This window comes from Mycolicibacterium iranicum, from assembly GCF_014190915.1.
GTDB lineage: Bacteria > Actinomycetota > Actinomycetes > Mycobacteriales > Mycobacteriaceae > Mycobacterium > Mycobacterium iranicum_B.
The window spans coordinates 482,530-495,861 of record NZ_JACHVU010000004.1 but is presented as its reverse complement, the minus strand read 5'-3'; the positions used below and the strand labels follow the sequence as shown (position 1 = coordinate 495,861).

Here is a 13,332-nt window from a genome sequence, read left to right as displayed (position 1 = left end):
CAGCTCAGGGCCCAGTCGCATACGGCGCGTTCGCCCGCACGTTCTCGGCGGCGCGCTCCGCGTTGTAAGAGCTGGCGAACGACTCACCTGAGGCGGCAACTTTGTCACTCGACCGCCATGCGCGCCACCGCCAGCTTCCGCCGACGTCCTGGAATGTCTCATACCGTGCTGCGGACCCGCCGGACTTGAAGGCATTTGCCGCTCTGGTGGCGTTGGCTTGCGATTCGAAGCCTTCGCCTGCCCAGGCGACCATCTCATGGTTGTCGCCGTACAAGGCCCACGTGGGATAGCGGTTGGCGTCACCAGTGACCGTGACCTTGAAGTACATCGGATCCTCCTGCCTGTTGACCACAGGTACGCAGTCAGCTCGCAACAGTCTTATCAAGAGACACCGACAGCCAGCGCTTGCGACGCAGCGAACAAACTCGTCCTCGAACAGACCTCTGATTTGGGCATTCACCCCACTCGGAATTCGACCCCTCTGCCAATAAGCACGATCACTTAACGACGGACGATATCCGGATAAAGATCCGCGGCGCAGACACCCCGCGTCCCAAGGATTGCGAGACCGCGGATGCGAGGGGTTGCCCGCGAGACACCTCACGGACGTAGGGGGAAGAGTTCTCAACGCGGGAAACGGCGGTCCGAACACTGAGGTGGTGCACTCACTTTGCCGGCACGAATCGTCACGCGGATGCCCATGGAATCTGCGCGCACGGCCTCGCCGATGATGGCGACGAACGGTCCTTCGATGCCATCGCCGACGCGATTTGCGAGAAGGCGAAAAGGGCCCGAAGACCAGCCGGCTGGACGCTGTGATTTCGTTGTGCCTAGCGAGCTAAGCGCGCGGGGCGGCCCGTCTTCTTGGTGGCGATCTTCGACTCTTTGGCGTCGCTATCGGTCTTGCGGTGGGCGGCGAGGAAGTCATCGACGATGTTCGCGCAGTCATTGTGAGTGATGGTGCGAAGCCCGGTCATTCGGGCGAAGGCGAGTGGTCCGACGAGTTGGCAGAGCGCCAGTTCCCGGTCGAAGTCGTCGAGTTCGGCTTGTGCTCTCGGGCTGGTGAGTATGGCGTCAAATGGTTGACGGTACTGGTCAACGACTCGGGCCCGTAGCGCCCCGGATGTGTGGCGCTCATCCGCTTCGTTAGTGGAGCCGGTGGGCCCCAATGAGAGCCACGCGAGTGTCGTGACATGCAGCGGTGCGTCGTTGAAGAGTGCGGCTTGGCGGCTGAGCAATTCGATCAGCTGCTCACGGAGGGGTCCGCTGGTCGGTGCCGGAGTGGTCACTTGTGGAAGTAGGCGTTCGAACGTGGCTGCGAGTAAATGCGACGAACTGTGGAAGTGGCGGTACAGCGTGGTTCGGGCCACTTTGGATGCTTTGGTGACGGCATCGATAGTGACTGCTTCCACCCCACCGGTGCTCAGTAGCGTTGCAGCAGCATCCAGCAGCCGGGTGCGTGACCGGATGCGCCGAGGGTCCACGTCGTCGTCAGGGACTGGCACTGACTGGCTGTCGCTCACTCTTTCACCTCGGCGGCCGATCTTTCACGCGATGCTGTCACTGCAGTCTAGCAGTGTGGTACTAACGGTAGCGCAGCGAAACCGCTCGTATTGGAGGGTGATGGTGCCCGAAAGCGTGTTGCCGCCGGAGCGGCTACCCTCGCACACCACGACCTGCATGGGTTGCGGCCCGGACAACCCCCACGGACTGCGGTTGGTGGTGCATCGCAGCGGCGACGCGGTGTACACCGATGTGACGTTCGACGAGCGCCATATGGGAGCCCCGGGCCTGGCTCATGGCGGGGCAGTGGCCGCCGCCTGTGATGACGTCCTGGGCTTCACGTTGTGGATCGCCGGCACCCCGGCGGTGACCCGCACCCTGACGGTCGAATATTTGCGGCCGGTGCCGCTGCATCAGACCCACCGGATTACTGCCCACATCGTCTCTCGTGAAGGGCGGGCGCTGCATGTCACGGCGACAGGCACGGGTGAGGGCGGGATCGCCCGCTTCACCGCCAGTGCAGTGTTCATTGTCGTCAGCCCTGAGCACTTCGCCGCACACGGCGATGTCAGCGCTTTCGGCGATCTTCTGGAGCAGTTCTCGCGCCGCGGCGGTCTGGACCCGGGGCCGTCATGACTTTCCCTCAGGCGCGCAGCCGCGGGAAAACCCTGCCTTCGGAAGCGAACTCGGTCGCTACAGAGAAGCGGGCCGCTAACGCGTCGCGTTCACGCGCCTCCGCACGGCGCCGGGAAACGATTCTGGATGCAGCTTTGGCCGTGGCCGCGGCGGGTGGTTACGAGGCGGTTCAGATGCGGACGGTTGCCGAGCGGGTCGGCATCGCCGTCGGCACGCTTTACCGCTATTTCCCGGCGAAAACCCACTTGCTGGTAGCAGCGCTGACGCGCGAGTTCCGTCGACTCGACTCGGCCGGCGACTGGGCGGGTGGTGAGGGCACACCGCTGGAACGGCTCGAACGGCTCACCGCACATCTGCATGACCGCTGGCAGCGCGACCCATGGCTGACGACGGCCATGACACGGGCCTTCGCCGTCGCAGACACCCGCGCCGCCGCGGAACTCGACCGCGCGGCCGATGAGATCCAGATCCTGCTAGCCCGCACGCTCAGGGGCGGCGAACCCACCCCCGCCGATCTGCACGTCGCTGGGGTCATCTCCGACATCTGGTTGGCCAACCTCGTGGCCTTCAGCGGCGACCGCGCGACAGCCGCCGACACCCGCGACCGCATTGACCGAGCCACCAGGCGCGTCGTGACCAACGCCGCTCGGCCCACCGCCAACCGATAACGATACTACTGGTATCGCAGCGCTACTTAGCGTACTCTTTGGGGATACGGCTCAACGATGCGTCGAAAAGAGACTGCCATGTACACCCAATGGATCGAAAACCTTGTCGTACAACGCCTCTCGCTGCATGGCGGCCTGGTTCTGGATTTCGATGACTACAACGAAATCGTCATCTCCTGCCCCCTGCTATTGACCCTTCCGGCCGTCGACACCTACCCCATCGAGGCGGTGCGCATTGACCCCCTCAGGATCGCGACCCACGAACGCCCACTGCTGAACCTCGCCGGCGCAGTGTGCACCCAGGCCTGTTCTAGCGACGATGGAGGACTACACCTGAGCTTCTCGCGCGGACATCGCATCGATGTCGATCCCGACACTGAACAGACAGCGTGGGAACTCTACGGCATGCGCCACGGCTACATGGCCTGCCTACCTCAAGGACGGGTTCGCGTGGTCCGCCATGACCTCCCCGACACCGACGACGCCAACATCGTCAACATCGTCAACAGCGCCACGCAATCATCGGCGGGGTCGGCGCGGCAGAGCCACTGATGCGGCCGCGGACGCGGCGACGGGTCGACGTGGGCGGCAATGCGTGGATCAGGTTGAACGTGGACCGGACCGCCCTCGCGACATCGAGGCGGGCGAGCATTCCCCGATGATGCTGTCGACGTTTTGCTGCACGCGTTCCGCAGCGATGCCGACCGACGGTGAATACAGCATGATGTGGTCGAGGACGCCGTCGTAGCGTCTCAGTTGTTCACGGACTTCGTGTGCCGTCCCGGCGACGCCCATGGTGTCGATCATCTCGTCGGACACCGCGGCGAACATCGCCGGGAAATCGCGCTGGGCGAATGCTTCCCGGATGGTTCGGCCTTCGCTGGCGAATCCGTTCACATCGAGTACCGTCTCGTAGGATTTGACCGAGGAGTAGAACGCAATCTGCTGCGCCAGTTCGCGCCTGGCAACCTCGGCGTCGTCGTGGATGGCGCACATCACCATGGAAATGATTTCCACGTCATTGGGGTCGCGGCCGGTGTGCGCGGCACCCCGGGCGATAGCGGGCCGGACGATCTCCTCGACGTAGGTGGTGGTGAACAGGGGATGTCCGGCCAGGCCGTCGGCCACCCGCCCGGCCGCCTCGCACATCCGGGGCCGGACACCGGCAGTGACGATCGGGATCGGCCGGCTGGAGGGTCCCACGTCGCCGGTCGGGGTGAGATTCATTCTGTAGAAACGGCCCTCGTGATGGATCGGGCCTTCATGCAGGTTCCATATCCGGCGCAGCAGCATCACCAGTTCTTCCATCCGCAGGGCGGGTGCGGAGGTGTCGGGCACGCCGTGCCAGTCGCTCATCATCCGTTTGGTGCCGTTGCCGATGCCGAGTACCAGTCGTCGGTTGGAGAGTTCGTCGAGATCGCGTGCCTCGGTGGCCAGCACCAGGGGGCTTCGGCCGACGGCGTAGAGAATGGAGGAACCGATCCGGCAGTTCTGTGTGCTGTTGGCCATCGCGGCCATGGAGATCGATCCGGACCGGGAGTAGAACTACCGAGGCCCATACGGCGTCGAACCCGGCCGCATCGGCGGCCTGGGCGGTCTGGGCCAGTGACTTCAAATCCGCGCCGAGAACCGACAGGCCGTAGGTGCTCATGACTGGTCTCCTGTGCGCGGGCGCAGGCCGTCGAACATGACGGCGCTGAGGGTGCCGGCGACCACCGTCTCGTCGAGGTGGTTACCGGTGACCAGGTACATGAGTGCATTGATGGTGACCGCGCCGAACAGCGCAATGGACGTCGATCGTGCATCGGGCTGAGCGACGAGGGATCCGTCGCGGGCCCCTTCGACGAGCAGAGTTTCGACGGGTTGTTGGTAGGCGGTATTGATCATCTCGGCGATGGCCGGCATGCGGGCCGCTCGTCCCAGTTCGCCGATGAGTGCACGGCATACCGCTGGCCGCTGCGCCATTGCCCGCAGTTGTGCGCGGATGACGAGTTCGAGGCGTTCGGCACCGGTGCCGTCGGTGTTCACGATCGTGGTCACGGCATCGGAGATGTCCTTGAGGAGGTCTTCGAGCAGGAAGGCAAGGATGTCCTCTTTGCCGGCGAAGTAGTAGTACAGCGTCGCTTTCGGCACACCGGTCACCGCGGCGACGTCTTCGATCTTGGAGTCGTTGAGCCCCTTCTCGGCGAACAAGTCCGCCGCGGCGGGAAGCCGGTCAGAGATCTGACGTGGAATCTTGCGCATTGCCCCACCTGTCCCGTTCGGCCGGTTTAGACTGCCAGTCTAAACCGTCGTTACTTTGATGGTAGGAGGTCTTGTGGTCTCGGTGCAGATTCGTTACGACCCGTTCGACGCCACGATCCTCAACGACCCCTATCCGACGTATCGGTTATTGCGTGACGCGGCTCCGGTGTACCGCGCCGAGGAATCCCATACCTGGGTGTTGAGCCGGCACGCCGACGTCCAGGCCGCAGCACTGGATCACGGCACGTACTCCTCGGTGGACGGCATCTTCCCCACCCCGCCGGGATCGGACTTCATCGGCTCGTTCCTGCCGATGATGATCGTGATGGACCCTCCGCGCCACGACCAGTTGCGTGCCCTGGTGAGCCGGGCGTTCACTCCCCGGCGGGTGGCCGGGCTGCAGGGCGCCATCACACAGATGGCCGCGGAGTTGTTCGAGCGGCTCGACGAGGGGTCGGGGTCAGCGGACTTCGTGACCGACTTCGCCGCGATCTTGCCTGCCGCGGTGATCGCCGATCTGCTCGGCGTTCCCGCCACGGATCGTGATCAGTTCCGAGTGTGGTCGAGCCAACTGGTCCAGGTCGACGTCAACCACGGACAAACCACCGACGCACTGACCGCCGCCGCCGCGATCTACGCCTACTTCACCGACTTTCTCGCCGACCGCCGCAAGAACCCCCGCGAGGACCTGATGTCGGCGTTGGCCAACGCCACAGTCGACGGGATCGGACTGACCGACGAGGAAGTCCTCGGCTTCTGCGCGCTGCTGCTCGTCGCGGGCTACGAGACCACCACCAATCTGCTGGGGAACTCCGCGGTCGTGCTGGCCCAGCATCGGCAAACCCGCCGACGCCTGGCCGCCGATCGAACACTGTTGGGGCCTGCGGTCGAGGAGTTGCTGCGTTACGACTCACCTGCACAGGGACTTTCACGAACCCTGACCTGCGACGTCACCCTGCACGAGACGACGATGCGTCAAGGTGAGAAGGTGCTGCTGTTGTTCGGGTCGGCCAACCGCGACGAGCGTGCCTTCCCCGATCCGGACGTGTTCGACATCGAGCGCACCAGTGAGCACCAGGTCGCCTTCGGTCGCGGCATTCACTTCTGTCTGGGTGCGGCGCTGGCGCGGATGGAGGCCCGCATCGCTCTGGATGCGTTGTTGGACAGGGTGCCTGACTGGGAGGTCGATCTTGAATCGGCGCGGCGGCTGCGGTCCGGGCCGATCCGCGGCTACACATCGCTGCCCATCACTTGGACCACACCGGTCTAGCCCGTGCCCCTTTTCGACGACGCGTCGTGTGCTTCACCGCGACGGCCAGGTCCATCGCCGTCGAGGTCGAGCCCTCCGCCGCGCACGGCGACGTCGGCGGATTCGGCGCATTCGGCGACATGCTCAAACGATTCGCAGGCTCGAACGGTGATCGAACCCATGACCGGACAGGAGAAAGGGGCTTGGTGGTGGCAGTGACATTCGCGCACTTCGATGAGCAGATCGCCGACCAGCTGCTCAGATCGGCGAACACGGCGGGTGGACTGTCGACGTTCCTGAGCTTTCGGCACACCGAACTCGCCGCCGGTCGGCTGGTGGCAGAGATGGAAACCCGCGCCGAACTGCTCACACCCTTCGGTACCCTGCACGGCGGATGTCTATCGGCGATGGTCGACCACTGTCTCGGAGTCGTGTTCTACCCCGTCATTCCGGCCGGATCATGGGTCGCCACCACCGAATTCAAGCTGAACCTGCTGCGACCCGTGTCCAGCGGGGTGTGTGTCGCCGTCACCGACATCGTGTCACTGGGCAAGCGCAGTGGAGTAGCGCGCATCGACATCAGCAACGGAGACAAAGCCGTCTGCGTAGCCCAGGGCACGGTCACGATCGTGAACGCCGCGGGCAACGCACAATGAAGGTGCTTGTAGCCGGTCGCACGCTTCGGGCGGACTCCGATCTTGCCAGGAAGGTGTCATGACCTCCGCCGTGCAGCATCGGGTCCGAACCCAGGACGGGATCACCCTGGCCGCCGACTGCTACGACCACGGGGACGCCCGTCCCGTCGTGCTGCTCCTGCACGGCGGCGGCCAGAACCGGCACGCGTGGAGCGCTTCAGCGCGTCGCCTCCACGCATGCGGATACACAGTCGTCGCCTACGACACCCGCGGTCACGGCGACAGCGACTGGGACCCAGCCGGCAGGTACGACCTCGAGCGACTCGCGACCGATCTTCTCGCCGTGCGCGAGCACTTCAGCGCCTATACCGCCCCTGCGGTCGTAGGTGCATCCCTTGGGGGCATGACCGTGCTCGGCACGCATCTGTTGACATCCGGGGCGTCGTGGGCGGCGGTCGTCCTGGTCGACGTCACCCCGCGACTTGAATTCCAGGGCGCCCGTCGCGTGGTGACGTTCATGGCCGCACATCCCGATGGCTTTAGCACCCTCTCTGACGCCGCAGAGGTGATCGCCGCGTACAACCCCCATCGCTCGCGCCCGGCCAACGTCGACGGCCTGCGCAAGGTGCTACGGCAGCGTCACGACGGCCGCTGGATCTGGCGGTGGGACCCGGCATTCATTCACTCCAACTTCGACTTTCTCCGCGACGAATCGACCACGGGAACGGAGCAATTCGACGCAATCAGCCACCTGCTGATCGACGGAGCCCGACGGGTCAATGCCCCAACACTTCTCGTAAGGGGCCTCTTGTCCGACGTGGTCTCCCAAGCCACCGTCGACGAGTTCAAGCAACTGGTTCCCCACGCCGAGACCGTCGACGTATCCGGCACCGGACACATGATCGCCGGCGACGACAACGACGCCTTCGGCTGCGCCGTCACCGAGTTCCTCGGCCGGAACCTCCTGTAGGTCGCGACGTTGGTCGAGCACCATCGATCGGCCAGTAGTCAGAACCGATCTTGACTTCACAGCGCGCGAAGCGGAGCCCATGAAGTGTTCTTCGGTTAAGGCCGACTTTGAACTGTGCCGGGCTCTGGTCGAGCTAGACGCCACTACGCACTTGCTGGCCACCATCGGCGTCGAAGAGTTCCTTGGTCCAGCGTTCGAGGATTTCTGCGCTGTCCCAGTCGTCGGGATGAAATCCGGCGCGGGTGTAGGAGCGAAAGCGCGCAATTGCTGCTGGGCTGAATAGCGGGTTATGACGGAAGGCTCGAAGGCTGCGCAGCAAGCGCACCGGGTTGTAGGCGGAACGGTCACCAGCCAGAGAGCGGGTGGTCTGGATGACCAACTCGCTGAACAAGAGGAGGCTGGCGATCCGCATCCCCCAGACCCTGGTGCGTTCGCTTCCACCGACCGTCTCGTAGACATCGAAAGCAACGGCCTTATGCTCGCATTCTTCCAGTGCGTGCCAGAGCAGAATAGGCCGCACTTCGGTGTCGCCGATCAGTTCTTGAGCTTCGTCGCTGGTGAGAATGATCTCGGCGAATGTCGCCGTGTAGTGCTCGAGGGCGGCCGTCACAGCCAGGCGCATCTTGGGAGAAAAACGCTTCTCAAGTCGGCCAACCAGCTTCTTGACATGCCGATCGATCCCCTCGGTGGGATAGCCCATTGCTTGAAGCCGATCGTTGAGCAGCCGATGCTGGTGTCGGTGGGTGGCCTCTTGTGCGATAAACCCCTTGACCGCCTCCTTGAGGTCAGCGTCGCTGATGTGGTCCCGGTACTCGCGGACTGACCGGATAAAGAAGTCTTCGCCTTCGGGGAACGTGGCCGACAAGGTGGACACAAAGTGGCTCATCACCAAGTCGCCATCAACGAAGTGCTGCCGACTGGTCCCAGCAGGCATATCGAATCGAACACGGCGGGGCTTCGGGACGACCCGTGCGGTGGGCCGTGTGGACGAATCGTCGCTCATGTTGTTCTCCCATTCGCCAAGGACGCGCTGTCAATCTGACTCTAAGCCTTGTCAGAATTAGATGGCAAGCTATCCACGTGGTTTCGGCGCGGGTGTATAGCGGAATGTCCGCCGAGGAGCGTCACCGGAACCGGCGCACCCGTCTCATCGAGGCCGCAACGGAGTTGATCGGCACGCGCGGCGTTGCCGCCGCCACTGTGACTGCCGTCTGCGCTGAATCGGGTGTCACGTCACGGTACTTCTACCAGCACTTCTCCGACCGAGACGCACTCCTGCGGGCTGTCTACCAGCAGCTCTATGCCACCTTCCAGGAGGTGATAGTCGACGCGATCCCCGATGCCGGCGAGCCACCGGAGGTATTGGCGTACGCGCCAATCCGCAGGCTGGTCGGCATGATCGACAACGACCCGCGGCTGGGTCGGATCCTGTTCGTGGAATCTGCAACCGAGCCGCTGCTCCGAGAGCTACGCAGCGAACTAATGGCAGGTTTCACCGACCTTGTCTTGCGCGAAGCCAGACTTCACCTCGACATCGCCGACTCTGCCGTGGGGGTTGCCCATTTGGCTTCGACCTTGGGCGTGGGAGGGCTATTCGAAGTCTTGCGCCGCCGACTCGACGGAGAACTGGAATTCACCACAGATGAACTCGTTCAGCACTGCGCAGGTTTCCTGGGCAGCCTAGGCAATTACGTGCTGCTGCAGAACACGGGCCAGTCGGCCACAACCGAAGCGCAAACCTAGAGCTAGCGGCCCCGCTACGCGATGTGGCCGTCCGTGCGCTCGATGTCAACGTCCGAGACCAGCAACAGCAAGACCTGAACAACATCCAAGGCCAATGCCGTCGACTGAACAACGTCGGCCTGGCTTCAGAAGCCAACTGAGTGTTCGACCATTCCCTGCCGGCTGTGACCGGCGGCCGGCGCTGGACTCGATAGCGGCCGCCTGTCCTTCCCCAGTCGCGCATTGCGCGGCCTGGCGTCCTACGACGCCGTCACCACTTGCACTACATGCGGTAGCGTAGCGATACCGACAGTATCGCTACGCTACCAGTGGAGGTCTAGTGACCGACGGCACTGCAGATTCCCCAAGCCAGGCCACGCGTTCTGGTCGGGGCGCCAACGGATCACCCGACCCGGCCGACACCCGCGAGTACAGCGAACGGTTGGCAGCGCTAGCCCGATTCACCCTCCGGCACAAAGCGCTGGTCATCGGGGTATGGCTCGGCGCCGCGGTGGTTCTCGCGCTGCTGTTTCCCCAGCTGGAAACCGTGGTGCGCCAACAGTCGGTGGACCTCATTCCTCGCGATGCGCCGTCCTTGCAGACGGTTGACCGCATGAGCGCCGCGTTCGGCGAAGAAGGCTCGAAAACCATGGTGTTTGTCGCCATGGAAGACCCCAATGGGTTGACTCCGACTGCACGGCAGCGCTACGGCGAACTCGTGAGCCGGTTGCAGACCGAAGGCGACCACGTCCTGCTGGTGCAGGACCTACTGGCCGATCCGATTACCGAAGCCCAGGCGGTCAGCGTCGACCGCAAAGCCTGGTACCTGCCCGTCGGCGTCGCCGGCACCCTCGGAGACCCCACTGCCGCAGAATCCGTCAACGCGGTGCGCGACATCGCGGCGGAGGTGTTCACCGGCTCGACCACGACCGTGCAGGTGACGGGACCACCGGCGACCTTCAGCGACATGATCGCCTCGGCCGAGCACGACCTGCTGCTGATCTCAATCGCTACCGCGGGCGTGATCGCCCTGATCCTGCTGATCGTCTACCGGTCGGTGTTCACCGCGCTGTTACCGCTGCTGGTAATCGGGTTGAGCCTGGCGGTCGGGCGCGGCGTGCTGTCCGCCCTCGGCGAGATGGGCATGCCGGTCTCCCAGTTCACCGTCGCCTTCATGACGGCGATCCTGCTCGGCGCCGGAACCGACTACACCGTGTTCCTGATCAGCCGATACCACGAGCAGCGCCGCGCCCAACTACCCGCCGATCAGGCCATCATCCACGCCACCGCCAGCATCGGGCGTGTCATCCTCGCCTCCGCCGCCACCGTCGCACTCGCGTTCCTGGCCATGGTCTTCGCGCGGCTCAGCGTCTTCGCCGCCCTGGGCCCCGCGTGCGCCATCGCCGTGCTGTTCGGATTTCTGGCCACCGTCACCCTGCTGCCACCCGTGCTGTCGCTAGCCGCCGAACGCGGCATCGGTGAACCCAAACCCGACCGCACCCGCCGCTACTGGAACAGCGTCGCCGTCGCCGTGGTCCGCCGTCCCGTGCCACTACTCATCGTCAGCCTGGTCATCCTGCTCGCCCTATCAGCAGCCGCCGCAACCATCAAAATCAGCTACGACGACCGCAAGGGACAACCAGCCACCACAGCCAGCAACCAGGGCTACCACCTGCTGGACCGCCACTTCCGCAAAGACGTCGTCATCAGCGAATTCCTCGTCGTGGAAAACCCGACCGACATGCGGACCGGGAAAGGACTGGCCGACCTCGACGAAATGGCCTCCCGCGTCTCCCAGATCCCCGGCGTCACCAAAGTTTCCGGAGTCACCCGCCCCACCGGAGAGCGCCTCGACCAAGCAGAACTGGCCTGGCAGAACGGCCAGATCGGCGACAAAATGGCCGGCGCGGTCGCCGAGGGCAACTCACGCAAAGACGACCTCGCCAAACTCACCGGCGGCGCCGACCAGCTCGCCGACGGCCTCGCCCAACTCGACAGCACCGTGCGCACCGCCCTCACACCACTGGCCGGAATCCTCACCCAAGCCCAATCCGCAGGAACTCAGGTCAACCAATTCCGGCCACTGCTGCACCAGCTATCCGCCACCGCGCCCGCCGTCGACCAAGCCATCCAATCCGGCCCAGGACTACGACCGCTGGCCAACCAAGCCCAAAACGCGATCACCCAACTCGACCCACTCGTCGGCGCCCTCAACACCTCACCGTGGTGTGCCACCACCCCGCAATGCGCCCAAATCCGCGACCAGGTGCAGATCCTGGTCACTCTGCGCGACAGCGGATTCTTCAACCAGATCGCCGACCTCGGGGACCGCTACGATCCCGCCACCAACGCCACGGTCGGTGGCACCCTCGCCAACGTCCAAAACGCAGTCGCCTCGCTGGACAAGGCATTCGGAGCCCTCGGTGACCCCGCCGACCTGGCCACCAACCTCCGCCGACTACAGGACGGAATCGGACAGCTCGCCTCCGGCGCCCAAGCACTCGCCACCGGCGTCCGCACCCTCGCCGACAGCAACATCGAAATGCTGTCCGGCATGAGCCAGATCGCCACCCAACTACAAAACTCTTCACGCGCAGCGGCCGACTCCGACTCCTCGAGCGGTTTCTACCTGCCCGCCAACGCATTCGAGAACCGGCAATTCACCGACGTCGCCGAACAATTCCTCTCACCGGACGGCAAAACAGCGCGGTTCATGATCGAAAGCAGCCACGACCCATACAGCGTTGAAGCCATGGACCTCGCCAGCCGCATCACCGACACCGCCAACACCGCACGACCCAACACGTCACTCGCCGACGCCACCGTATCCGTCGCCGGCTTCCCCGCCGTAAACTCCGATATCCAACGACTCCTATGGGCCGACTTCGCACAACTGGCCATCGCCACCATAATCATCGTCGGCGTCATCCTGGTCCTACTGCTGCGAGCGCTCCTAGCACCGCTCTACCTACTAGGCACCGTCGTGCTGAACTACCTCGCCTCGCTCGGCATCGGCGTTGTGGTCTTCCAATGGGGACTGGGCCACGAAATCGCCTGGCCCGTACCGCTGCTGGCGTTCATCATCCTCGTCGCCGTCGGCGCCGACTACAACATGCTGCTCGTCTCACGGCTCCGCGAAGAATCCGGAACCAACATCCGCGTCGGCGTCCTGCGCACCGTGGCAAACACCGGAGCCGTCATCACCTCCGCTGGCCTGATATTCGCCGCCAGCATGTTCGGCCTCATGGTCGGCTCAGTCGCCATCATGATCCAAGCCGGCCTCATCATCGGCTTCGGGCTGCTGCTCGACACCTTCCTCGTGCGCACCCTCACCGTGCCCGCCATCGCCACACTCCTACGCGAAGCCAGCTGGTGGCCGACCAAAGCAACAAACCCGCGACGTGGTCAGACCAACGCAGGAGGCATGAAGGACGCACCTCACGTGCTGGTCCAGGAGAGGTGAGAAGCGAACAGAGCAATACCCGGCGCTACATGCCGACCAGCGTGAGGGCGTATTCACCCCGAATGAATACGACCCCTGCGCCAGTATGGATCGGCGACCTATCGACGGACGAAATTCGGAGACACCTCTGCGAAGACAATTACCCTGCAGCGCTCTTGCGAGGATGGCGAGGACTCCAACCGTTGGGGATCTTGCCGCTAGACGCGCACCACGACGTTGCCGAAGCCTCGGTATACGCTTCG

The 13,332-nt window shown here is 64.1% G+C and carries 12 protein-coding genes and 1 pseudogene; 8 read left to right on the top strand and 5 right to left on the bottom strand.

All coding sequences use genetic code 11. From position 1 onward, the window contains the following. Positions 1 to 4 precede the first annotated feature (4 nt). Positions 5 to 328 carry a YegP family protein gene (locus FHR72_RS12735; RefSeq protein ID WP_030133890.1) on the bottom strand — a complete coding sequence of 108 codons (324 nt, stop codon included), beginning with the start codon at positions 326 to 328 and terminating at the stop codon, positions 5 to 7. Between the two features lie 502 nt (positions 329 to 830). After that, positions 831 to 1,523, bottom strand: a complete 693-nt coding sequence (locus FHR72_RS12730) for a TetR/AcrR family transcriptional regulator (protein WP_183468337.1) — start codon at positions 1,521 to 1,523, stop codon at positions 831 to 833. 103 nt (positions 1,524 to 1,626) lie between these two features. Between FHR72_RS12730 and FHR72_RS12725 the strand changes: the two genes are divergently transcribed. The 3 genes from FHR72_RS12725 (at position 1,627) to FHR72_RS12715 (ending at position 3,359) form a co-directional block, all read left to right on the top strand. After that, the gene (locus tag FHR72_RS12725; protein WP_067773704.1) at positions 1,627 to 2,139 is read left to right on the top strand and encodes a PaaI family thioesterase; all 513 of its coding nucleotides are present in this window, start codon (positions 1,627 to 1,629) and stop codon (positions 2,137 to 2,139) included. After that, the gene (locus FHR72_RS12720) at positions 2,136 to 2,807 is read left to right on the top strand and encodes a TetR family transcriptional regulator (RefSeq protein WP_067773645.1); all 672 of its coding nucleotides are present in this window, start codon (positions 2,136 to 2,138) and stop codon (positions 2,805 to 2,807) included. The genes FHR72_RS12725 and FHR72_RS12720 overlap by 4 nt, the downstream gene beginning before the upstream one ends. A 78-nt stretch (positions 2,808 to 2,885) precedes the next feature. Further along, complete coding sequence (locus FHR72_RS12715) at positions 2,886 to 3,359, top strand: DUF6188 family protein (RefSeq protein WP_067773643.1); 474 nt, start codon at positions 2,886 to 2,888, stop codon at positions 3,357 to 3,359. A 48-nt stretch (positions 3,360 to 3,407) separates the two neighbouring features. On the opposite strand, the pseudogene FHR72_RS12710 reads toward FHR72_RS12715, so the two are convergent. After that, a pseudogene (locus tag FHR72_RS12710) lies at positions 3,408 to 4,458 on the bottom strand (LLM class flavin-dependent oxidoreductase). Continuing rightward, positions 4,455 to 5,051, bottom strand: coding sequence for a TetR/AcrR family transcriptional regulator (locus FHR72_RS12705; protein WP_067773641.1), 597 nt, complete (start codon positions 5,049 to 5,051; stop codon positions 4,455 to 4,457). Before FHR72_RS12705 ends, FHR72_RS12710 begins: the two are co-directional and overlap by 4 nt. 73 nt (positions 5,052 to 5,124) lie before the next feature. On the opposite strand from FHR72_RS12705, the gene FHR72_RS12700 reads away from it, so the two are divergent. The 3 genes from FHR72_RS12700 (at position 5,125) to FHR72_RS12690 (ending at position 7,905) form a co-directional block, all read left to right on the top strand. Beyond that, the gene (locus FHR72_RS12700; protein ID WP_067773639.1) at positions 5,125 to 6,321 is read left to right on the top strand and encodes a cytochrome P450; all 1,197 of its coding nucleotides are present in this window, start codon (positions 5,125 to 5,127) and stop codon (positions 6,319 to 6,321) included. Positions 6,322 to 6,503: 182 nt separating this feature from the next. After that, positions 6,504 to 6,956, top strand: coding sequence for a PaaI family thioesterase (locus tag FHR72_RS12695; protein WP_082957820.1), 453 nt, complete (start codon positions 6,504 to 6,506; stop codon positions 6,954 to 6,956). Positions 6,957 to 7,014: 58 nt separating this feature from the next. Beyond that, on the top strand, positions 7,015 to 7,905 hold the full coding sequence (locus tag FHR72_RS12690) for an alpha/beta fold hydrolase (RefSeq protein ID WP_183468335.1): 891 nt from the start codon (positions 7,015 to 7,017) through the stop codon (positions 7,903 to 7,905). A 133-nt stretch (positions 7,906 to 8,038) separates the two neighbouring features. On the opposite strand, the gene FHR72_RS12685 is transcribed toward FHR72_RS12690, so the two are convergent. Then, on the bottom strand, positions 8,039 to 8,908 hold the full coding sequence (locus FHR72_RS12685; protein ID WP_011856885.1) for a metal-dependent hydrolase: 870 nt from the start codon (positions 8,906 to 8,908) through the stop codon (positions 8,039 to 8,041). A 104-nt stretch (positions 8,909 to 9,012) separates the two neighbouring features. Here FHR72_RS12685 and FHR72_RS12680 point away from each other — a divergent pair, with 104 nt between their 5' ends. Next, a complete protein-coding gene (locus FHR72_RS12680; protein WP_011856886.1) occupies positions 9,013 to 9,648 on the top strand; it encodes a TetR/AcrR family transcriptional regulator in 636 nt (211 codons plus the stop codon). Between the two features lie 319 nt (positions 9,649 to 9,967). After that, positions 9,968 to 13,090 carry an MMPL/RND family transporter gene (locus tag FHR72_RS12675; RefSeq protein ID WP_099961894.1) on the top strand — a complete coding sequence of 1,041 codons (3,123 nt, stop codon included), beginning with the start codon at positions 9,968 to 9,970 and terminating at the stop codon, positions 13,088 to 13,090. The last annotated feature ends 242 nt before the right edge of the window (positions 13,091 to 13,332 follow it).